This is a genomic window from Halorussus vallis (assembly GCF_024138165.1).
Classification (GTDB): Archaea; Halobacteriota; Halobacteria; order Halobacteriales; family Haladaptataceae; genus Halorussus; species Halorussus vallis.
In genome coordinates this window covers 2,544,972-2,566,641 of the sequence record NZ_CP100000.1, presented here as the reverse complement: position 1 = coordinate 2,566,641, position 21,670 = coordinate 2,544,972, and the positions used below count along the sequence as shown (strand labels likewise).

The window sequence follows — 21,670 nt, the reverse complement described above, 5'->3', positions numbered from 1 at the left end:
ACTGCGGCCGCCTTCCTCGGCTTTTCCCGCGACGAGTCGAGCGAGGACAAGCAGGACCCTAGAGGCGCTACGAACCGAAGAAGGGAGAGCGTCGCCGAATCCTCGTCAGTCCCCGGTGACGGGGTCGCGCGCCCAGAACTCGCTGTCCTTCTGCAACTTCGGCACCCAGGTGTCCTCGGTCTTCGATAGCAGGGCGACCCGCGAGGCGGGCACGCCCTTCAGCACGCCGTGGTCGGGCATGTGTTCCTGGACCGCCTCGGCGAACGCCATCACGTCCTCGTGGTCGAGCATCGACGAGCGGTCCACCCTGTCGCGGGACTCGCCGACGTGCATGTACGATTTGAGTTCGACGAAGTCGGGGTCGGCGCGCTCGTAGAATCCGGCGTACCAGTCGGGGTTCTCGACGTTCTGGCCGCCGACGAGCGTGGTCCGGATGACCGTGCGGGTCTCGTCCTTCTCGGCGAGGATGTCCATCGTCTCGACCAGTTTCTCCCAGGCGTCGTCCTCCATCGCCTTCACCACGCGGTCGAAGGTGGCCCGCTCGGGGGCGTCGACGCTGACGTATAGCTGGGTCGGGTCGCACTCCCGGATGACCTCCGGACGCGTGCCGTTGGAGACGAGGAAGGTGGTGATGTCCCGGTCGTGGAACGCCTCGATGAGTTCGGCCAGGTAGGGATACAGGGTAGGTTCGCCGTCGAGGCTGATGGCGACGTGGCGCGGTTCCATCGACTCCTCGAACGCCTCGCGGGGGACCTTCTCGTTGCCGCCGAACCCCGAGAGCAGTTTCTGCTGGAGGCGAATCGAGGCGTCGACCACCGCCTCCGGGTCGTCCCACTCGACGTCCCCCAGTTCGTAGGCGTGGCCGGCGTGGTCGCGCCAGCAGAAGACGCACCGCTCGTTGCACTTGACGACGGGCGTCATCTGGATGCAGCGGTGCGATTCGATGCCGTACCACACATTTTTATAACATTTTCCCTCGCCCCGAAGTGCGTTGGCCGTCCAGCCACAGGTCTGGGTCGCCGTATGATTCTCACTGTGGTAGTCCGGACTGTCTACCTGTTTCGGTCCATCCGAGTCGCTCATTACCGGATGAATGTCGTCGAAGGCTAAAACGTTCTTTCCTCTGTGTGCTGCTTCTCACTCGAGTTGTGTCCGGGGGTTAGTTCGGCTTCGTTAGAGGCAGTACCTTGTCCCGCAGACCGGACAGCACGTCCAATGTGACTCGAGGTCTTCGCCACATTCTCCACAACTCTCAGGGGTCAACGGTTTAGCTGTTGGCCCATCCCTCGTTCCAACCTTCCGTTCCGTGTTCGTCTGGAGCTTCGCATCCGTCGAATGGTTGTACACGAAGTTCACACCGTTTCCTTCTCGCTTATGCCCGAGCAGGTACTTTATCTCCTCGTCGTTCAGACCGTAGTCTTGTTTCATCGTCGTCGTCCAGTAGTGCCGGAAGTTGTGGGGGTTCACCGGTTTCTCGACGTTGGCACGCTCTGCCGTCCGTTCAAGCATTCGGCGAATCGAACTCTGACATAATGGCTGGTTAATATCTGTGTAGTGGTGTTCCGGATCACCGACGAACAGGTAGGCATCGGGATTGTCTGAGAGCGGATGCGCGTCGAGCCAGTCGGCAAGAAACGGCTTCGAACCCAGTAGAGGACGGTGCTCGCTACGTCGTGCTGCACCCTTCAGCCCTCCACGTTCGGTGTTCAAAGAGAACAATCCCGCTTCGATGTCGATGTCCTTGATTCTGAGACCTTGGATCGCGCTGATTCGCTGGCCAGTGTTCAACAGGAGTTCGAGGAGCGCACGGTCCCGCGGTCGCTTGATGTGCGCTCTCAGTGCCTGTACGTCTTCACGTGAGAAGAGATCGTCTTCATCGTGTTTCGGAGTACTCCTTTCGCCATACGCATTGATTTCGTCCGGGTGAGCAAGCTCGAAGTACCAGAAGAAGGTCTTCGCTGCTGATTGCGTTATCCCGAGCGTCGTTTTCGCAAGTCCTCCCTCTTTCACGTTCGGATTTTCGCCCGTCTGCATGGCGTCAATCGCATCGTTGAACGTATCCGGAGATGTCCCTAGAAGGTTGGGAAATGCACGCTGTGCGACTTTCCGCATCGAACGGAGATACGATTGGACTGTCGATATAGCGAACTCGTTCCGTTCACCATCCGGCGTGACGTATTCGAACTCTGTCTCGTGAGGATGGAGCGCTGACGCCCATTCAAGCAGGGCGTCGGTCGTTTCCCGGGGAAGTGTTCCGTCGTCGTCGTATCGTTCGATTCGCGTTCGCTCGCTGTGGAGTTTCTTTATTGGGCCCTGTGCCATTGTCACTATGATGAATTCGAGAGTCTTCAGTCGGCACTGAAGACTGTCATTGTCGATGCAACTCTCGATGAGTCAGTCTGTTCGTCGTGGGTTCGTACGCAGATGTTTCTGTGAGCGCCCCGCCCGTTAGGGCGCTGAAAAATTCCCTGCGAAAGCGGTTCATCACTTGCGTGTGATACACGCCGCTCTACACCTATTCAAACGACCGTCTTCTCGTCAATCCATCCTCACTACCTTCGAAGCGCACGAATACCAAAAGCCCGAATTTCCGGGAGATATGTTGAGTTAGGGGGTGTAGACTACAGTTTTCGGATTCCAGTATGATAAGTTGTTCATAAAGCCACGGCGTCTCTGTTAGTGTTCGTTTTCGCAGGGGAGAGCGGTTGTACTCTGAATTTCAACTTTTCGAGGGTGATGGTGTTCGATGAGCGAATACCGTCCGCAAGCGCGTCGGAGGACCGTCAAAGTACGATCCGACGGTACATCCCTGGTTTCCGTGTCAAATTCAGGCGTTTCGCGGATTCACAGCGCTCCTGATTTCTGTTCGACCATCTCACCCTAAACAGCCCCCAGTATGCATCTATCCCCCGGTAACATAGAATACAGTCTATCGAGAGATGCAGTAGTGAGCCGAGAAGAGTGTTACTACGAAACCGAAACCAGCGATACACCCCAGTGTTGCAGTCAAATATGAGACTTGAGCGATTGAGCGGTTCAAAAGCATGGAGTCCTATGCTGGAGCGACAGGCCTGCTACCCTCTACTCTCGAATATGGGCACTGCCCTACTCACTGGAAAAGAGACTAAGGACACCGCTAAAATCTACACCCCTCTACTACCACCATTCTCCCGGGGAAATTTCGGGGTGTAGACGAATCGATGGCCGACTACTGCCTCTATCGCGGCCTCTTAGTTACCGAAATCACTTCGAAGGAGGTGTAGAACGGTTCGGTCAGCATGCTTCGACGTTGCCGGCGCTCCTCGTCACTCGCCGGCGACGTCCAGCACGACCTTTCCGGTGAGGCCGCCCGATTCGACCATCTCGTGGGCCTTCGCGACCTCTTCGAGCGGGAGCACGGAGTCGACGACCGGTTCGAGTTGCCCGCGGTCGGCGAGGCGCCGGAGCGCGTCGAGCGGTCGGCGGTCGCGCTCCAGGAACAGCATGCGGACGTCGAGGTTCTTCTGGTAGGCAGACCCCCAGGCACCCTCGGGTTCGAGGATGGTGACCATCCGGCCGTAGGGCCGCACGACGCCGGTGCTCTCGACCAGCGTCTCCCCGCCGACGGTGTCGAACACCAGGTCGACCGGTTCGTCGAACTCCGCGTCGAGGACGTCGCGGAAGTCCTCGGACTCGTAGTCGACGGCCCGGGTCGCCCCGAGGTCCTCGGTCTGCTCGACCGTCTGGGGACTGGCCGTCGCGACGACCCGCGCGCCGCTCGCGGCCGCGATTTGGACGGCGTGCGCGCCGACGCCGCCGGCGCCGTGAATCAACACCGTCTCGCCGGCCTCGACCTCCCCGCGCGTGACGATGGCTTCCCAGGCGGTGGCGCCAGCCAGCGGGAGCGCGGCGGCCTCGGCGTGCGAGAGGGACTCGGGTTTGCGCGCGACGATGGACTCGTCGGCGGTGTGGTACTCGGCGTAGCTCCCCTCCTCGCCGAATATCTCGGGTGTGTAGAACACCTCGTCGCCGACCGCGAAGTCGGTCACCTCGCCGCCGACGGCCTCGACGACGCCCGAGACGTCGTAGCCGATGACCGTCGGCGGCGAGATGCCGGCCCACGACCCCGCCTCGCGAATCTTGGTGTCGACGGGGTTGATCGACGACGCGTGGACGCGGACGAGGACTTCGGTCGCGCCCGGAGTCGGCTTCTCGACCTCGCGCCGCTCGAAGACCTCGGTGTCGCCGAAGTCGGTGATGACCATCGCTCTCATACGAAACGCCACGGTGGGTACGGGAGTATACGTTGCGCCCGTTGCGCCCGGCCGGTCCGTTCCGTCGCCGGTGGCGGGTCGCTCCAAAATCCGGCCCGCCGGACGTCATTTGTCAAGTGAAGTATCAATAATTATTCGATGTTTGGACAGAATAATGTAGACGGAGATACTAATTATGGTTCAAAAAATGGACAAACTTTAACCTTGGGGGCTGAGAAGTGGTCGAATGGAATGCCACCAGACACGTACGGCATCATCAGCCTACTGCCGGCGCTGTTCGCCATCGTACTGACGCTGTTGAGCAGGCAGGTATTGCTGTCGCTCTTCGCGGGTATCTGGATCGGCGCGACCATCCTGGTCGGGTGGAACCCGGTCGTCGGGGCCGCACACGCCCTCCAGTTGGTCATCGACAACATCACCGCGTCGTTCAACAGCAAACTGCTGTTATTCACGTTCCTCTCGGGAGCGATGCTCGGAATGATATTCCTCTCGGGCGGGATGAGCGCTCTCGCCGAGCGCATCATCGCCCGCATTCGGACGCGCCGGCAGGCGGAACTGGGAACGAGCATCCTCGGGATGCTCATCTTCGTCGACTCCTACGCGAGCACGATGATCACCGGGTCGGTGATGCGACCGATCACCGACAAGTTCGACGTCAGCCGGGAGAAACTCGCGTACCTGCTCGACTCGACCACGTCGCCCGTCGTCAGCATCGCCGTCGTCTCGACGTGGGTCGGATTCGAAGTCGGACTCATCAGAGAGCAGTTCACGTCGCTGGGCATCGACCAGAGCGCGTTCGTCGTGTTCCTCCAGAGCATCCCGTACCGGTTCTACAGCCTCCTCGCCGTGGTGCTCGTGTTCGTGGTCGTCACGACCGGGTGGAACTTCGGCCCGATGAAGCGTGCGGAAAAGCGCGCGAAGGAAACCGGCAAGGTCCTCCGCGACGACGCCGACCCGCTGCTGGAAACCCGCGAGGAGGACATCGTCACGCCCGACCACGTCGACGCGCGGTGGTGGTACTTCGCGGCCCCCATCGTCGTCCTCGTGGGGGTCACGGGTCTCGGCCTGCTCACGTCCGGTGGCTGGCCGGGCGTGACCCCGGTGGAGGCGCTCAAGGACGCGGCGACCGCCGACGCCATCCTCTGGGGCGTCTTCTCGGCCTGCGCCCTGCTGCTCGCCATCCTCGTCGGACACGCCCGGGTCGAACTGGAGGCCATCAGCGACTCCATCTTCGAGGGGTTCAAGATGGTGATGTTCCCGGTCGCCGTCCTCTCGCTGGCGTGGACCATCGGCTCCGTGAGCGAGGCGCTCAACGTGGGCCCCTTCGTCGTTTCGGTGGCGCAGGGCGTCATCACCGCCGAACTCCTCCCCGCGGTCGTCTTCCTCGCGGCGGCCATCATCTCGTTCAGTATCGGCACCTCGTGGGGGACGATGGGCATCATGTTCCCCGTGGCCGTCCCCCTGGCGTTCAACCTCGGGGCACCGCTCCCGGCGGCCATCGGCGCCATCCTCACCGGGTCGCTGTTCGGCGACCACTGCTCGCCAATCAGCGACACGACGGTGCTGTCGTCGATGTTCGCCGGCGCCGACCACGTCGACCACGTGAACACGCAGATTCCGTACGCCGTCCTCTGCGGAGTGGTCGCGACCGGACTGTTCCTCGCCAGCGGCTACGGCGTGTCGCCGCTTCCCCTCCTCGCCGTGGGCGTCGTCGCGCTCGCCGTGGCCGCCTACGCGCTCTCGGAACGCACCGCGGTCGCGATGCCGCGGGTGTTCGGTTCGGACGCGGACTGAGTTTCGGAGTCGCGGCGTTCGTTCGGCCCCCTCGGAGTCGTCGTTCGTGCCGCGTCCTCGCGGTGGAACCCTTCGTTCGTCCGATTTTCCGGGCGAATTCGGAGAGTTCGGGGAACGTTCCCACGTCGGTACGCACTCCCGAATCTCGCGCAGAACCGCGCCCGAGATGACGACGAACGCGACGACGGGAATCGCGAAACCGACCAGCCACGACGGGCGGAGCGTCGACTCGACCGATTCCGCACCCTCCGTCTTCTCGACGTCTGTTTCCGACGAGGGAGCGCTCGCTCCGTGGTGCCGTAAGTTCCGCCGGTTCGAACTTTGATGCGCGGCGCTGAGAAAGACACATGTAGGGCGGCCGAGACGACCGAAGCGATGCAGTGGTCTCCGACCCGACGCGAGTTCCTCGCCGGCGCGGCAGTCGGGGGTGTCGGCGTCGGGGATTTCTCGTGGACCAACGCGACCGACGCGGTGCCCGACCACCTGCTTGCACCGCGCGGGTCGGTGGAGTGGTCTGTCGGGACCGGCGACGGCCCGGCGGCCGTCTCCCGGTTCAGCGCCCGCGACCGACTCTACGTCAGGACTCCCGGCGGCGTCCGCGCGCTCGGACCCGACGGCGCCGAGCGCTGGCGATTCGAGGTCGATTCCGGCGACCCCGAATCCCTCGTCGAGACGTACGCCGCCGAAACCGACGGCGCCACAGAGACGCTCTACGTCGAGACTCGGCGGGGCCTCGCCGCCATCGATGCCGCCGACGGGAGCGTCCGCTGGCGGTACGGCGACGACGACGGTCGCCGGCACGTCGACGTCTCGCTGGCGACCGCCGAGACGGTGTTCCTGAGCGAGAACGGCCTCACCGCGCTCGACGCCGAGGACGGAACCGAACGCTGGCGGTTCGAACCCGACGGCCCCGTCTGGCTCTCGTCGCAATTCCACGAGGGGACGCTCTACGTCGGGACGATTCGAGGCGGGTTCTACGCCCTCGACGCCGCCGGAGGCGAGGTCCGGTGGCGGACCGCGCTCGAAGCGTCCGGCGACGACGGCCCGTACGTCCTCGCGGCCGGCACGTCCGACGGCGTCGCCTTCGCGTGGAATTCCAGCGAGAGCGTCCTGGCGGCGTTCGACGCCGACGACGGGAGTCCGCGGTGGACGGTCGCGACGAACGCCGCCCCGACCGGATTCCCCGGCACCGTGCGGAAGTCGACCGTCTACATCGCCGACGGTTCGGTCCTGCGGGCCCGCTCCGCCGCGTCCGGCACCGTACGCTGGCGGTACGACGCGGGCGAGGCGGTCGCGAACTGGCCGCGGTTCGCCGACGAGACGATGTACGTCGGCGCGGCCGGCGGAGTCCACGCCGTCTCGACCACCGACGGGACGAGGTGCTGGACGTTCGACACCAGAACGGACGCCGCCGCCGTCGTCGCGGGAGTCGACGATGGCACCGTCTTCGTCGACAGCAGAACGGACGCCCTCTACGGGTTGGACGCCCGGAGCGGCCGCCTGCGGTGGCGCTTTCCCTACTCGGGCGAGTCGACGTGGCCCCCGGAGGTCCGCAATGGCATCGCCTACTTCGGCACCGAGTCGGGCACCGTCTACGCCGTCTCGGGTCCCGACGGTCCGACGCCGTTGTACGACGCCGCCAGGGTCGCCACCGGCCCGTTCGGCGTCGCCGCGGGCGGTCTGCTCGCCGGCGGTGCGCTCGCGGCCGCGTACCGCCGGCGGAAACGGGCGAACGCCCCGCCGCCCGAACCGACCGCGTTCGCCGACTTCGAGCGTGAGACGCTCGTCGCCGAGAGCCCGAAAAAGGAACTCTTCCGGGCGCGCACGCCGGCGGGCGGGCGCGTCGCGCTCGCCCGCCTCGCGCCCGACGTGCTCGCGCCCGAGGCGTTCGCGGCGGCGGTCGAGGCGTGGGCGGGCCTCGACTGCGAGGGCGTCCTCGAAGTGCGGCAGTGGGGAACCGAACCCCGGCCCTGGGTGGCGGCCGAGTGGGCGGCCGGCGGAAGTCTCGCCGACCGCGCTGGCAAACTGCCCCTAACGGAGATCGGTCGCGTCGTCGCCGACGTCGCCGAAATCGTCCATCTCGTCCGCCGCGAAGAGGTCACCCACGGCCGTCTCGTGCCCGGAAACGTCCTGTTCACCGGCGGTGCCGCGCGAGTCGCCGACTGGCGACTCGCCGCCGCGCTCCGGGACCCGCCGGCGGGATACGTTCTGCCCGAGGGAGATTCCGATTCCGCGCTCGCCGACGTCTACCGGCTCGGGGCGCTCGCGTTCGACGTGCTCGTCGGCGAGACGCCGCCCGCGGGCGGCGTCTCGCCGACCGGTGATGCCGTGAAGGACCCGAAGGCAGGTCTTCCCGACGAACTCGTCGCGGTACTCTCTCGGGCGCTCGCGTCCGACCCCGACGACCGCTACGATTCGGCGCTGAAGTTCGCCGACGCGGTCCGGTGGGCGACTTCCGACCGGGCGTGAACCACCGAGTCGCTCACACTCGATTCAAAAACTGCCGAAACGCCGCCGCGAGCCTCGGTTCCGCCTCCTCGGGCACGAAGTGACCGACGTCGTCGTAGACGACCGAGGAAGCGTCGGGGAACGCCGCCCGCCACCGCCGAATCAGCGACGCGTGCATCGGGTCGCGCCGGCCCCACAGGAGCGCGACCGGCGTCCCCGCGAGCGCCGCCCGGCGGTCCCAGAGTCGTTCGAGCCACGCTCGGGAGTCAACCACCGCCCCGGCGAGCGTCCACGTGCCCCGCCGGGCGACGGGGTCGGCCAGCGGCGCGGCGTACTGGCGATAGACCGACCGGGCCGACCGCCCGTGCCGGACCATTGCGGGCGCGAGCGCGACCCGCGCGAAGGCGTTGTACCTGCCGACGAGCGCTCGCCCGGGACGGCCGGCGACGGTTCGGGCGACCACGCGGTCGCGGAGTCGGTCCCGCGGCCACGCCCACGTGTTCATCGTGACGAAGCCCGCGACCCTGTCCGGGCGGCGGGTGGCGTAGTCGAACCCCAGCGGGCCGCCCCAGTCGTGGCCCGCCACCACCGCGCCGTCGAGGTCGAGCGAGTCGAGGAACCGCCGGAGGACGCGGGCGTGGGCCGCTGGGCGGTGCGAGAACGTCGGGGGCTTCTCCGACAACCCGAACCCGAGCAGGTCGGGCGCGAGACACCGGTAGTCGGCCGATAGCTCCGCGACGAGGCGGCGGTAGAGGAACGACCACGTGGGGTTGCCGTGGAGCAGGACCACCGGCCGGCCCTCGCCCTCGTCGAGGTAGTGGAGTCGGCCCGCCGGGAGGTCGGCCCAGCGGGATTCGAAGGGGTAGCGGTCGGCGTCGAGCCACGCGGGTCGCCCGTCGTTCGCGCTTCCCTCTGCGGTCGCGAGGTCGCTCGGCGTCACCGCCGGGCGTCCTGGGCCCGCCGCCGAAGGAGGCGCTGGACCGACTCGCGGGACGCCAGTTTCACGCCCAGCCGAGACGCCTTATCGCGCGTCCGGCCCCGGACGACGCTGCCGGCGTAGGTGCCGAGCGTCGCGCTCGGACCCACCCGATACACGGGGTCGGGGTCGTCGGCGCTCGCGGCCCGCACGATGGTCCGGGCCACCTGCTCCGGTCGGTTGATGCCGGGGCCGCCCGCCTCGACCGCGCCGATATCGTCGAGCACCCGGTAGAGGTCGTCGTAGGCCGCTGAGTGGTCGAGTGCGGCGAGTTCGGCGAGCGCGCGGTCGTAGAAGTCGGTCGCCACGATGCCGGGTTCGACTAGCACCGCGTCGACGCCGAACGGCGACAGTTCCTGGCGAAGCGCGTCGGTCGCGGATTCGAGCGCGAACTTCGAACCGGTGTAGACGCCGAGTCCGGGCACGGTCAGGCCGCCGACCCCGGCCGTGACGTTGACGACGGTGCCACGGCCGCGTTCGCGCATTCGCGGGAGCGCGGCCCGAATCAGCCGGAGCGGGCCGAACGTGTTCACCTCGAACTGCTCGATCACCTTCTCCATCGGCACGTCCTCGACCGGTCCGAACTGGCCGTAGCCCGCGTTGTTGACCAGGCAGTCGAGGCGACCCTCGTCGTCGAAGATACGGTCGACGACCCGCTCGACATCGTCGGCCTCGGTCACGTCGAGGGTGGCGACGTTGCATCCCTTCTCACCGAGATCCTCGATGTCCGCGGGATTCCGGGCGGTGGCGTACACCTCCCAGCCATCTTCGAGGAATTCGAGCGCGGTCGCGCGGCCGATGCCGGTCGAACAGCCGGTGACGAGAACCGTCTCTCCCATGCGCGCGCTTCGTCGGCGAGGCAGTTAATCGCCGGGTCCGAGCGGAGAGACACCGTCGCAGATTCGCGACCGCCGTGCGGTACCGTCGCGCTACGGATACGGGCGCGCCCCATAGGTCGAATTAAATACCACCGTTGGAAAGAAGTTAGAACGAAAACATGTATGAGGAGAATCGGAGACGGCAACGCCGGTCGCGTCGCCGACTCCCCGCCGACGCTCGCGACCACTCGTCCGGCAGTTCGAACCGACAGCCCAGACGGCGTCACCGCCGAGGAGTCCGACGATGAGAACGCTGTACTCCGACTCGACGGCGCGGCTGCGGAACGTCGTACCGCTCCAATTTTTCGGGGATTCCTTCCCGACGGCGACGTTCGGACTCGGCGTCGTCATGCTCGTGTTGGGATACCTGATTCGATATCGGCAGATGACCGAGTTGATAGCCGGCATCAACCCCGAGATGGTCAGCGACCAGGAGCGTCTGGCCGAACTCGTCGGCGGGACGCTCGTTCTCATCAGCGTGCTCACGTTCGCCTACGGCGTCGTGCTCGCGCAGGGGCTCGCCGGTGACGCCCTTAGCACGGCGTACGAAGTCGTGGTCGTGGTCCTCATCGTCGGAATGCTGGTGAAAGCCCGAACCGTGTGACACGTCCCGGCGACGCTCGTTCTCGGGAACCGGCCGGACGCGTCGTCGGACGCGAGCGACTCGCCCGCTACTGCGACAGGGCCCCCTCGACCGTGAACCACCGGTCCACGGCCCACGATCCGACGACCGTTCCGGCGAGACTCACTCCGAGCGTCGCGAACGTCACCTGCAGGAGGTTCACCCCCGGTGCGAAGTTCAGAACCAACAGCGTCGCGAACGCCGGTGCGATACCGACGATGTTCGTGATGTTCTCGACGTTGCCGACGATCCTGTGCTCGTTCGAGAACAGGGCGACGACGACGACCGTGACGACCACCGCCCACAGCGCCGCCGGAATCGGCGTCAGGAACGACGCGTAGACAAGTTCGCCGACTTGCGTCCGGAACGAGACGCCGAGGGCGAGGAGGACGACCAGGACGCCGCCGAGTCCGACCACCGCGAGCGCGAGCAACTGGAGCAGCGTCAGTATCGCCGAACTCGCGACGAGGCCGCGAAAGACCTCGTCCGGGTCGTACGGCGACGCCAGCAACAGTTCGAACCGGCCGCTCTCGACCTCCCGGCGGGTGAACTTTCGACCGACGCGAAGCCCCGTGAGCGCGCCGAATATCGACAGGAGGTACGGCCCCTGAACGAGCAACATCGCCAGGACGCTCGCGCTGGTGCCGTCGACGCCGTCGAAGTAGAGGCGAGCGTACCGACGGATCGCTCGCTCCGTCGGTCCGGTCAGGAGGTTCGGCGACTGGGCGGCGACGAGGTTCACGACTAGAAACAGCAGGCCGAACCCGACCGGCGCGACGAACATCTTCGCGCCCGAGGCGCGACACTGTCGCCGTATCAGCGCCTTCGCGAGCCGAATCGAAGGAGTCGAATCGAACACCGTCAGTCGACCTCCTCGAACAGTCCCTGCAACGGACTCCCATCGGTCTCCACGTCGCTGACCGTCACGCCCCGCTCGTCGAGCAGTTCGACGAGGTCGGTGACCGTCGTCTCCGAATCGAGTTCGAATCGAACGTATTCGCCGTCGTCGACCGGGTCGTATCCTAGCGCGCGGAGGTGCGAGGCTCCGTCGTCGGCCGACAGTTTCATCCGAACCGTGCGCGCGCCTCGCCGGTCGACGACTTCGTCTTTCGGACCCGAGGCGACGATTTCACCGTCGCGGAGGAGCGCGATATCGTCGGCGAGTTCGTCGGCCTCGTGGAGGTTGTGGGTGGTGTAGACGAGCGTCCGGTCGGACGCGGCGAGGTCCCGGAGCAACGCGAGTAGTTTCCCCCGCGCCGACGGGTCGAGTCCCGAGGTCGGTTCGTCGAGGAAGAGCAGCGACGGTTCCGAGAGCAACCCTCGCGCGACGGCGACCCGCTGGGACTGCCCCCGACTCAACTCGCTCCCGTCCCGCGAGAGCAGGTCGCTGAAGTCAAGTGAGCGGGCCAGCGAATCGATCCGTTCGCCGACGTACACCGGGTCGAGACCGTCGACGCGGCCCCAGAACCGGAGGTTCTCCCGGACGGAGAGGTTCGGTGTCAGCGATGGGACGTGGGGGACGTACCCGACGTCCCGTTTCACCGCAGGGTTCTCGAAGGGGTCGTCCCCAACTATCGACACCGTTCCCCGCGTCGGTTCGAGCACTCCCGCCCCGACGCGAAAGAGAGTGGTCTTGCCAGCACCGTTCGGCCCCAGAACGACGGTACAGCCCGAATCGGCGCGCAGATCGAGTCCGTCCAGCACTCGCCGTCGGCCGTAGCCGGCGACGATGTCGTGTAGAGTGAGCATGCGTCCGGTTCCGTGTTCGTGTTAGATATTTTGAATTATCGGTGTAAAATGCTGTCGTTCGTCGCCGCTCACGTGCGAACCCGGTTCCGTATCGGAATCGCGTCCCGAAGTCGCCCCGCGCACGCGTCGAGAGAAAGAAATTCCTATACCCGCTCGCCCGGAACGAGCGGATATGTTCCTGCTGTTCAGAGACGAGGTCGAGGCCGCCATCGGGTCGGCGCTCGACGCGCTCGACCTGCCGACGGACGACCTCGGCATCGAGGAGCCGCCGGAGGGCGTGGACGCCGTACTGGCCTCCAGTGCGGCGTTCCGGCTGGCCGGCGAGGTCGGGGCGCCCCCGCCCGAGGTCGCGAGCGACATCGCCGGCGAGATCAACGCCGGTGACTACGACTACGTCGAGGCCGCGCTGGCCCAGGGACCGTACGTCAACTTCCTGCCGAGCGATGCCTACTACGAGGGGACGGTCGAGGCGGCCCAGTCGTCGGACTTCGGCCACCTCGAACCGACGGGCGAGTCGGTCGTGGTCGAACACACCTCCGCGAACCCCACGGGACCGGTCCACGTCGGCCGAGCGCGCAACCCCATCGTCGGCGACGCGGTGGCGCGGGTGCTGGCGTTCGCGGGCCACGACGTCGACCGCCACTACTACGTCAACGACGCGGGCCGCCAGATGGCGGTGTTCACCTGGGCCTACGAGACGTTCGACGAGGACGACCTCGATTCGGAACCCGAGCGCGAGAAGGCCGACTACGGCCTCGTGCGCTACTACCGCAAGGGCAACGAGTTCCTGGAGGAAGGCGACCCCGACGAGGTCGAGGCGGCCGAAGCCGAGATTCAGGCCATCATGCAGGGCCTGGAGGAGGGCGACGAGACGACCTACGAGCGCGTCCAGGAGGTCGTCGACACCGTGCTCGGCGGGATGCGCGAGACGCTCGACCGCCTGCCCGCGGAGTTCGACGAGTTCGTCAAGGAGACTCGATTCCTCCGCGACGGGTCGGCAGACGACGTGGTCGACCGCCTCAAGAATCTCGACGAGTCCGTCTACGAGGAGGAGGCGTGGCAACTCGACCTCTCGGAGTTCGGCATCGAGAAGAAGTTCGTCTTCCTGCGGTCGGACGGCACCACCCTCTACGCGACCCGGGACCTCGCCCACCACGAGTGGAAGTTCGACGAGTACGACCGCGCCGTCACCGTGCTTGGCGAGGACCACAAGCTCCAGGCCGACCAGATGAACGCCACGCTCGAACTGCTCGGTAACGACACTGACCAGCTCCGGCAGGTCATCTACTCCTACGTCAACCTCCCGGAGGGCAAGATGAGCACGCGCGCCGGGACGGGCATCGACCTGGACGACCTGCTCGACGAGGCCATCGAGCGCGCCCGACAGGAGGTCGAAGACCGCCTGGACGACCGCATCCGCGACGACGACCTGACCGACGAGGACGTCGCGCGCATCGCCGAGCAGGTCGGCATCGGCGCGGTCCGCTACGACATCGTCTCCAAGCAACCGACCAAGGCTATCACCTTCGAGTGGGACCGCGCGCTCGATTTCGAGGCCCAGAGCGCCCCCTACGTCCAGTACGTCCACGCCCGGACCTGCGGCATCCTGGACGAGGCCGGCATCCCCCCGGGAGAGGCCACCCCGCAGGACTTCGACGCCTCGCTACTGGAGGCGCCCGCGGAGCGCGAACTCCTCGAAGTGATCGCTCGCTTCCCCGCCGTCATCGAGGAGGCCGCCGCCGACCTCGAACCCCACGTGGTCGCCACCTACACCCGGGAGTTCGCCGAGACGTTCAACGCCTTTTACCGAGAGTGCCCGGTGCTCTCGGACGACGTGGACGACGACCTCCGGGACGCCCGCCTGGCGCTGGTCGCGGCGTCGAAGCACGCGGTCGGCAACGCCCTGCAGGTGCTGGGCGTCGCCGCGCCGCGCTCGATGTAGGTCGTCCCGCGATTCATCGCGTGACTCTCGTCTCTATCGTTCGAAACGGACGCGGAGCGACGGCGACGATACCGCCGACTACGGGAAAGAAACGGATTCGAGCGAGAAACCGAGAGAACGCGCCGAGCGTCACCAGAGCGGCGCGACGAACTCCGGCGGGACGATCAGATTGCCGCCGACGAACAGGACCGCACCCGCTCCGACGGCGAGAGTCAGTATCACGAACAGCAGTACCCACCAGAGCGAAACCGAACTATCGTCTGCCATACTAGTGCGTGGGACGGTCTAGTCCTTAGTCGTTACCGGTTTCACTTGAACAGCGAACCGATGCGACCGAGGACGCCCGACCCTTCCTCCGAATCACCGTCCTTCTTTGACACCTTCCGGCTCCGGTCGTCGGCCCCCGAGCCGTCGGCCGAATCGTCCCCGGTGGCCGACGGTTCAGCCTCGTCCCAGGGTTCGTCCGAGGGGTCCTCGCGCTCGAAGGGGACCGCGCCCGCGAGGTCGTCGCGGGCGGTTTCGGACGCTTCGTCCGAGTCGCCGTCCTCGGCCAGCGGGTCGACCGAGTCGCTCTCAGCCAGGGGGTCCGCGGACTCGTCGGACTCCTCCAGAGAGTCCGGGGTTTCGTCGCCCGCCAGCGGGTCGTCCGTCCCGGCGAGCGGGTCGGCGGAGCCTGTGGATTCGGCGGAGTCGGCGGCGTCAGCCGCCGACTCCGCCCCCGTCGAATCGAGGTCGGCCGATTCGTCGGGCTCTGCGTCCGACCGCTCAGGGTCGTCCGAGTCAGGGTCCTCCAAGTTCCAGTCGGTCGGTTCCTCCGTCGCCCGCGCGTCTCCGTCCGCGTCGGCGAGGTCGGACTCGCTCTCTCCGGAGTCGAGGTCGGGGGCGTCCTCACCGGCGGGCGCGTCGATAGACTCCTCGACCGCGCTCAGCGGGTCGCCGCCGCCGCCGAGTCGGTCGTCGTCGATGTGCTGGCTGAGGAGGTCGTCGACGCTCCGAGCGTCGGTGTCCACGTCCGATTCCCCGTCGGCCGCCTCGCCCGCGTCGGCTTCGGCGTCGTCGCCGATGCCGTGGGCGTCCTCGACGATGGCGCGGGCCTGGCGGGCGGCGTCGGAGCCGCCGAGGGGGTCGTTCGACTCGTCGTCCGCGGAGACGCCGGCCGCACCGATGGCAGGGTCGTCTTCGTCCTCCGTCTCGTCGGTCGGGGCGGCCTCGCCATCGTCGGTCGCGGTCCCGTCGTCGGCCTCGCTCCCGTCGGCGTCGGTCGGTTCGCCGAAGATGCTTCCGTCCTCGTGCGCGCGGTCCAGGCTCTCCGCGGAGTCGGCCACCTCCAGTTCCGGTTCGGGTTCGGCGTCGCCGACGACGACCGCCGCCAGCTTTCGATAGGCCACCCCGGCGGGCGCGTTCGGCGCGAACACCGCCAGCGGTCGCCCGGCGTCGACCCCCATCGGCACCGCCTCGTCGTCGGGGACGACCGCGAGCACGTCGGTGCCCAGCGTCTCCTCGACGTCGTCGGCGTTCAGGATGTCGCTGCTGCGCTGGGTGAGCACCGCACCCGCCACCTCGGTGCCCACGCGGTCGGCCAGTTCGCCGGTCTTGGCGGTGTCCCGGACCGAGGCCACGTCGGGCGTCGCCACCAGCAGGACGGCGTCGGCCAGCGCCAGCGGGACCAGCGTGTCGTAGCTGACGCCCGCGCCGGTGTCCAGCAGCACGTAGTCGTACGTCTCGCGAAGGTCGGCGACGACGCCCTGGAGGTTCGCGGGGTTCGACTTGGCGAACGCCTCGATGTCGGTCCCGCTCGGGAGCACGTCGATGTCGCCCGGCGCCTCGTAGATTCCCTCCTCGGGGTCGGCCTCGCCGGCCAGCACCTCGTGGAGCGTCGGTTCGTCTATCTCGAAGTCGAGGAAGCCCGCGAGATTCGCCATTCCGAGGTCGGTGTCGACGACGACGACCCGGTGGCCACGGTCGGCCAGCATCGCACCCAGATTGACCGCGGTCGTCGTCTTTCCGACACCTCCCTTCCCGCTCGATATCGCGTAAACCGTGTCGGACATGATACTCGTTGTCCCAACCGAACCATGACACACATATAAAATTAGTCCGTTCAAAGCGACAGATTCCCGCGTTCGTCCGGCTCGTTCGGGAACGACGCGGCGTCCCCGACGCGCGCCGGTCGGCGTCCGGTCGGTCGGCTGTGATTTCCCACGCTCCGACGGTTCCGGCGGTTCGCTTCCTCGTCGCGCGGTACCGCGAGCACCGCCTCGTCGCTCGGTAGCGCGACCCTGTCACGCCCTGCCGTAAGGTCGTAGGTTACTTACCGTCTGGGACGGCTAGATAACCGTAATGAGCGACGACGAGGACGGGCAGTCCGACAGGAAGAAGTACGAGTTCCGGAAGGTCATCGAGGACCTCGACTCGTACGAGGGTTCCGGGACCCAGCTCGTCACCATCTACATCCCCGAAGACAAACAAATCAGCGACGTAGTCGCCCACGTCACCCAGGAGCACAGCGAGGCGAGCAACATCAAGTCCAAGCAGACCCGGACCAACGTCCAGGACGCGCTGACTTCCATCAAGGACCGCCTGCGCTACTACGACACCTTCCCGCCGGACAACGGCATGGTCATCTTCAGCGGCGCCATCGACTCGGGCGGCGGCCGGACCGAGATGGTCACCAAGACCCTGGAGAGTCCGCCCGAGCCCATCCAGTCGTTCCGCTACCACTGCGACTCGAACTTCCTGACCGGCCCGCTGGAGGACATGATGGCCGACAAGGGCCTCTACGGCCTCATCGTCCTCGACCGCCGCGAGGCGAACGTCGGCTGGCTGAAGGGCAAGCGCGTCGAACCGGTCAAGTCAGCGTCCTCGCTGGTGCCGGGCAAGCAGCGCAAAGGTGGCCAGTCCGCCCAGCGTTTCGCCCGCCTGCGCCTCGAAGCCATCGACAACTTCTACCAGGAGGTCGCCGAGATGGCCAACGACCTGTTCGTCCCCGAGCGCGGGAATATAGACGGAATCCTCGTCGGCGGCCCCTCGCCGACCAAGGACGAGTTCCTCGACGGCGACTACCTCCACCACGAGATTCAGCAGAAGGTGCTGGGCAAGTTCGACGTCGCCTACACCGACGAGTCGGGCCTCCACGACCTCGTCGACAACGCCGAGGACGTGCTGGCCGACGCCGAGGTGATGAAGGACAAGCGGGAGATGGAGGAGTTCTTCAAACAGCTCCACGAGGGCAACAAGGCGACCTACGGCTTCGAGCCGACCCGGAAGAACCTCGTGATGGGGTCGGTCGACCGCCTGCTCATCTCCGAGGACCTCCGCAAGGACGTCGTCAGCTACGAGTGCGGCGACAAAGAGGAGTTCGAGTTCATCGACCGCCGCCAGGAGACGCCGACCCACACCTGCGAAGACGGCTCCGAGGCCGAGATGGTCGAGCGCGAGGACGCCATCGAGTTCCTCATCAACATCGCCGAGCAGCGCGGCACCGAGACGAAGTTCATCTCCACCGACTTCGAGAAGGGCGACCAGTTGCTGTCGGCGTTCGGCGGCGTCGCCGGCATTCTGCGGTACTCGACGGGCGTCTAAAGAACCCACCTTTTTTCTTCGGCGGGTCGCTGACTCGCCGACGGCGAATCAGCCACCACTTCTCGAAAAAATTTGCACCGTGGGAGCTCCGCTCCCACGAGCTCTCGTTCGTGGTTCGAGAGAGCGAAGCTCTCTCGTCATTGCGGGAGCGCTGCTCCCGCTTGCAATCAGAAATCTCCGATTTCTGATGACATCACGAAAGGCTTCGCCTTTCGAACGACTTCGCTCACGAGAAGACCAAAAAAGGACACGCGCTGACGCCGGGTCGCGACGTGTCGCGACCCGGCGTCAGCGCATCTTCAGCGATTGGTGCGGGCGCTCCGCGCCCTGCCGGAGGTGGCTCCGAAATTCGCACGGAAGGAAGGCGTTGGACCAACGACCGATTTCGGGTTCGAAGTCGACGTTGCGCGCCGGAAGTCCGCGATTGAATCGGGGGAGACGGCTCCGTCGGGTCGCGAATTCGATTCCGCGAGCGAATAACAAAGGAGAGGCTCGGTGCCAGAGGTTCCGATGACAGGCACGCGCCCCGAGATTCGCCTAGCTTCTATCTGCCCTGCCGAAATCGACGCGCTGCGCCGGCCTTTCCGTTCCGGAGGTGGTCAACGTGACTGAGCTCTCGCGGCGCCAACTGCTCGCGGCGCTCGGCGCCTCGGCCGTGCTCGGCGGCAGCGTTGCGTCCGTCGACGAGAACGCCATCGCGGACGTGCCCGAACTCGAAGATGCGTTCGAACAGTTCTACCGGCGGCCGACCAAAGACGAACTCCCCGACCCGGAGGTCCGGCCCGCCGTCGGCGTGACCGACCAGGGGCTGTTCGAGTTCAGGAAGGGCGGCGACGGCTGGACGGCGATTCCGCTCGGAACGACCGACCACCCGATTCCCGAGGGCAACTTCCGGTCGCTCAGGGCCGAGTCGCTATCGGTCGAACCCGTCAAAGTCGGTCTACTCGCCGACCCTCACTATCCCGGCGATGCGCCTGGTCTCGGCACGGTGGGACCCGAGCGGACCAAGCGGAAGCTGAAACGGTTCGTTTCGGAGATGAACGAGTGGGGACCCGACCGGGTGTTCTTCCTGGGGGACATGATGCCCGCGTGGGGAAACCGCCGGCGCTCGCGGGCGAAGATACGCGAACTCCGCCACCTGATCGAAGACGACCTCTCGGTCCCGACCCACATGGTGTGGGGCAACCACGAGTACCAGCACGCCGCCGAGTGGGGGACAAAGTGGAGCTACGAGCCCTGGGGAATCTCGAAGCACGAGGAGACGTGGTACGCCGTCGACGCCTCGGTCGCGAAGATACTCGTGTTGAACAACGGCTACTCGGAGGCGGACCACGTCCGCACGAAGTTCCTCCCGAAGCAGATCGAGTGGTTGCGCCGGGAGCTTCGGACCACGCGCAAGCCCGTCGTCGTGCTCTCGCACCTGCCGCTGTCGGCCGGCACCGGCCAGGAGTACGACCACGCCGAGAACGAGGACAAGGTCGGACGACTTCTCAGCCGGTACGACAACGTGGTGTGTTGCATCTTCGGCCACTGCCACCACGACAGCAGTTCGCCGCCGAGCGAGAAGAACCAGCCCGCCTTCTTCGACCAGATGCGCGAACAGCGCCGGTACGGCCTCCGGCACTTCTTCGTCCCGTGGATCCACCGCCTCCGGTGGGACGCCGACTACACGCCCTACGGGAAGCTCTACCTCTTTCCCGACGGCAACCTCCGACTGGAAGCGCCCTACTCGGACACGGACACCCGCGAGACGTTCGTGGTCAACGGACGGGCGCGGACGCCCCAGTTCGCCGAGGACGAGTTCCTCCGGCCGGCCCGGAAGCGACTCCGGTGGCGGACCCACTTCGACTCCATCGCCGGGTTCGGCACCGAGACGTCCGGCGGGGGAAGCGTCGAACTCGGCGAACGCGGCGCGAAGCTGACGGTGGACGGCTCCGGCGGGAGAGCGGTCCTCCGGAAGCTCCGGGGGTTCGACGCCGCCAGCGAACCGATGACGGCCGGCTGGACCAACTGCGTCTGGCGGTGTTACGTCCACCCGCGAGCGGTCCAGAACGCCACGGTCGAACTCCTCTGGGGCGACCCCGAGAGCAACTACGTCGGCTACCGCATCGACGACGGCGAGGTCCGCGGCGTCCGGCAGGGAGGGAGCGGCGAGGTCAGGACGCACAAAGGCGCCTCGCTCGACGACGGCGAACCGACGCTCTTTCAGTTGTTCTACTCGCGGGAACTCGACCGGGTGAACTTCCTGGTCGGGCCGCGGGGCGCGCGGCCCAAACTCGGCCTCTCACCGGGGTCGCCCTCGCAGAAGGGGTCGGACCACACGCTCACCGCGCGGCTTCAGAGCGACTCGGGACGCCAGCAGTCGCTGGTGGTCGGGTTCGCGGCGATGGACAAGGGCCCGGACCTCGCCATCAGACAGTAGGAAGCGTTCATCCGCTATTCTCGGCCGTCGTAGAGTTCGGCGAGGAGGTCCCGGGAGCGCCGTTCGCCACGCAGGTCGGGGTCGTAACCAAGTTCGTCGGCCACCTCGTCGGCGACCCACTCGAAGCAGTCGGTCGTCTCGAACAGCGCCCGCCAGCAATCCTCGGCGTCGTAGTCGGCGAACGTTCCTCGGAGGTCCGCGAGCGCGCGGTCGTCGGCCCACTCCTCCAGGAATCGGCCCTCGTACCACGGCTCGCGGCCGTGACGGGCGCGGGTGTGCCAGCCCAGCATCGGGAGGAGACACTCCCGCTTCAGGTAGCCGTCGAGACAGCTCTTCGCGGTCCAGACTTCGCCGCGCCGGAGCTTCTTGGCGGTCCAGACCGCGTGGTACCAGCAGTCGGCTCGGCGTTCGCGGAACTCCTCGGCGGAGGGCAGGGGGTACGCCTCGCGTTTCTCGGTCGCGGCGCCATCGTCCGAGAAATTGTCGGTCGCGGCGTCGCAGGTCTGCGACGCCGCGACCGCGTCGGCGAGTGCGGTCCGGACGTCCGTCTCGTCGTAGACGACGCGGTAGCCGCGAGCCAGCACGTCGCTCCCCGCGGCCGCGACCGCTTCGAGGGAGTCGGCCGACACCGGCACGAAGTCGACGTCGAGGCCCGGTGCGAACAGCGCCCGGCGCTCGGTCAGGTCGCCGGTCGCGGTCGATTCCCGGAAGGTGAGCCAGGCGTCACCCAGGTCAGCCAGCCAGTCGGCGTCGGCGAGGTAGCCGTCCGGGTCGGTCGTCACGAGCAGGCAGTCGAGGTCCGACCACTCGTCGGCGGGGCGGTCGGCGTCCCGAGCGCGCGAACCCAGGACGACCGCGGCCAGCACGTCCTCGCGCCGTTCGGCCCACGCGACGAGATCGTCGAGGAAGGCGTCGTAGTCCCACGGAACGTCGGTCACGTCTCGGGATACGAACGACGGTCGCAAAAAGACACCGCGACCGTCGGGGTTCGGGTGAGAGGTGTG

Annotated in this window: 16 protein-coding genes; 6 read left to right on the top strand and 10 right to left on the bottom strand. The window is 66.6% G+C overall.

The annotated features are described in order from the left end of the window. Nucleotides 1–105 precede the first annotated feature (105 nt). From twy1 to NGM07_RS12965, 3 genes are all read right to left on the bottom strand, one after another. Nucleotides 106–1,083: a 4-demethylwyosine synthase TYW1 gene (gene twy1 / locus NGM07_RS12975; protein WP_253512177.1), complete on the bottom strand. Its 978-nt coding sequence runs from the start codon at nucleotides 1,081–1,083 to the stop codon at nucleotides 106–108. 90 nt (nucleotides 1,084–1,173) lie between these two features. Further along, a complete protein-coding gene (locus tag NGM07_RS12970) occupies nucleotides 1,174–2,322 on the bottom strand; it encodes a tyrosine-type recombinase/integrase (protein ID WP_253512175.1) in 1,149 nt (382 codons plus the stop codon). Nucleotides 2,323–3,305: 983 nt separating this feature from the next. After that, nucleotides 3,306–4,253: a zinc-binding dehydrogenase gene (locus NGM07_RS12965; protein WP_253512172.1), complete on the bottom strand. Its 948-nt coding sequence runs from the start codon at nucleotides 4,251–4,253 to the stop codon at nucleotides 3,306–3,308. A gap of 231 nt (nucleotides 4,254–4,484) precedes the next feature. Between NGM07_RS12965 and NGM07_RS12960 the strand changes: the two genes are divergently transcribed. Together NGM07_RS12960 and NGM07_RS12955 are read left to right on the top strand one after the other, a co-directional pair. After that, on the top strand, nucleotides 4,485–6,047 hold the full coding sequence (locus tag NGM07_RS12960; RefSeq protein ID WP_253512171.1) for a Na+/H+ antiporter NhaC family protein: 1,563 nt from the start codon (nucleotides 4,485–4,487) through the stop codon (nucleotides 6,045–6,047). A gap of 375 nt (nucleotides 6,048–6,422) precedes the next feature. After that, complete coding sequence (locus NGM07_RS12955) at nucleotides 6,423–8,516, top strand: outer membrane protein assembly factor BamB family protein (protein WP_253512169.1); 2,094 nt, start codon at nucleotides 6,423–6,425, stop codon at nucleotides 8,514–8,516. Between the two features lie 13 nt (nucleotides 8,517–8,529). Here NGM07_RS12955 and NGM07_RS12950 read toward each other — a convergent pair whose 3' ends face one another. Together NGM07_RS12950 and NGM07_RS12945 are read right to left on the bottom strand one after the other, a co-directional pair. After that, nucleotides 8,530–9,435 (bottom strand): alpha/beta fold hydrolase, encoded by a 906-nt coding sequence (locus NGM07_RS12950; protein WP_253512167.1) that lies wholly within the window; start codon nucleotides 9,433–9,435, stop codon nucleotides 8,530–8,532. Beyond that, complete coding sequence (locus NGM07_RS12945) at nucleotides 9,432–10,310, bottom strand: SDR family oxidoreductase (RefSeq protein WP_253512165.1); 879 nt, start codon at nucleotides 10,308–10,310, stop codon at nucleotides 9,432–9,434. The genes NGM07_RS12950 and NGM07_RS12945 overlap by 4 nt, the downstream gene beginning before the upstream one ends. Before the next feature lie 283 nt (nucleotides 10,311–10,593). Between NGM07_RS12945 and NGM07_RS12940 the strand changes: the two genes are divergently transcribed. Further along, nucleotides 10,594–10,953 (top strand): DUF3784 domain-containing protein, encoded by a 360-nt coding sequence (locus NGM07_RS12940; protein WP_253512163.1) that lies wholly within the window; start codon nucleotides 10,594–10,596, stop codon nucleotides 10,951–10,953. 67 nt (nucleotides 10,954–11,020) lie between these two features. Here the strand turns inward: NGM07_RS12940 and NGM07_RS12935 are convergent, their stop codons facing one another. Both NGM07_RS12935 and NGM07_RS12930 read right to left on the bottom strand, forming a co-directional pair. Beyond that, nucleotides 11,021–11,830: a hypothetical protein gene (locus tag NGM07_RS12935; RefSeq protein ID WP_253512161.1), complete on the bottom strand. Its 810-nt coding sequence runs from the start codon at nucleotides 11,828–11,830 to the stop codon at nucleotides 11,021–11,023. Between the two features lie 2 nt (nucleotides 11,831–11,832). Beyond that, nucleotides 11,833–12,720 carry an ABC transporter ATP-binding protein gene (locus tag NGM07_RS12930; protein ID WP_253512159.1) on the bottom strand — a complete coding sequence of 296 codons (888 nt, stop codon included), beginning with the start codon at nucleotides 12,718–12,720 and terminating at the stop codon, nucleotides 11,833–11,835. Between the two features lie 172 nt (nucleotides 12,721–12,892). Between NGM07_RS12930 and argS the strand changes: the two genes are divergently transcribed. Then, entirely contained in the window at nucleotides 12,893–14,662 is a 1,770-nt protein-coding gene (gene argS, locus NGM07_RS12925) for an arginine--tRNA ligase (RefSeq protein WP_253512157.1), read from the top strand. A gap of 129 nt (nucleotides 14,663–14,791) precedes the next feature. Here the strand turns inward: argS and NGM07_RS12920 are convergent, their stop codons facing one another. Then, the gene (locus NGM07_RS12920) at nucleotides 14,792–14,929 is read right to left on the bottom strand and encodes a hypothetical protein (protein WP_253512155.1); all 138 of its coding nucleotides are present in this window, start codon (nucleotides 14,927–14,929) and stop codon (nucleotides 14,792–14,794) included. Between the two features lie 41 nt (nucleotides 14,930–14,970). Beyond that, complete coding sequence (minD, locus tag NGM07_RS12915) at nucleotides 14,971–16,713, bottom strand: cell division ATPase MinD (RefSeq protein WP_253512153.1); 1,743 nt, start codon at nucleotides 16,711–16,713, stop codon at nucleotides 14,971–14,973. A gap of 289 nt (nucleotides 16,714–17,002) precedes the next feature. Between minD and prf1 the strand changes: the two genes are divergently transcribed. Beyond that, on the top strand, nucleotides 17,003–18,244 hold the full coding sequence (gene prf1 / locus NGM07_RS12910; protein WP_253512151.1) for a peptide chain release factor aRF-1: 1,242 nt from the start codon (nucleotides 17,003–17,005) through the stop codon (nucleotides 18,242–18,244). A 604-nt stretch (nucleotides 18,245–18,848) separates the two neighbouring features. Then, the gene (locus tag NGM07_RS12905) at nucleotides 18,849–20,666 is read left to right on the top strand and encodes a metallophosphoesterase family protein (protein ID WP_253512150.1); all 1,818 of its coding nucleotides are present in this window, start codon (nucleotides 18,849–18,851) and stop codon (nucleotides 20,664–20,666) included. 14 nt (nucleotides 20,667–20,680) lie between these two features. On the opposite strand, the gene NGM07_RS12900 is transcribed toward NGM07_RS12905, so the two are convergent. After that, on the bottom strand, nucleotides 20,681–21,604 hold the full coding sequence (locus NGM07_RS12900; protein WP_253512148.1) for an aminoglycoside 6-adenylyltransferase: 924 nt from the start codon (nucleotides 21,602–21,604) through the stop codon (nucleotides 20,681–20,683). Nucleotides 21,605–21,670: the final 66 nt, after the last annotated feature.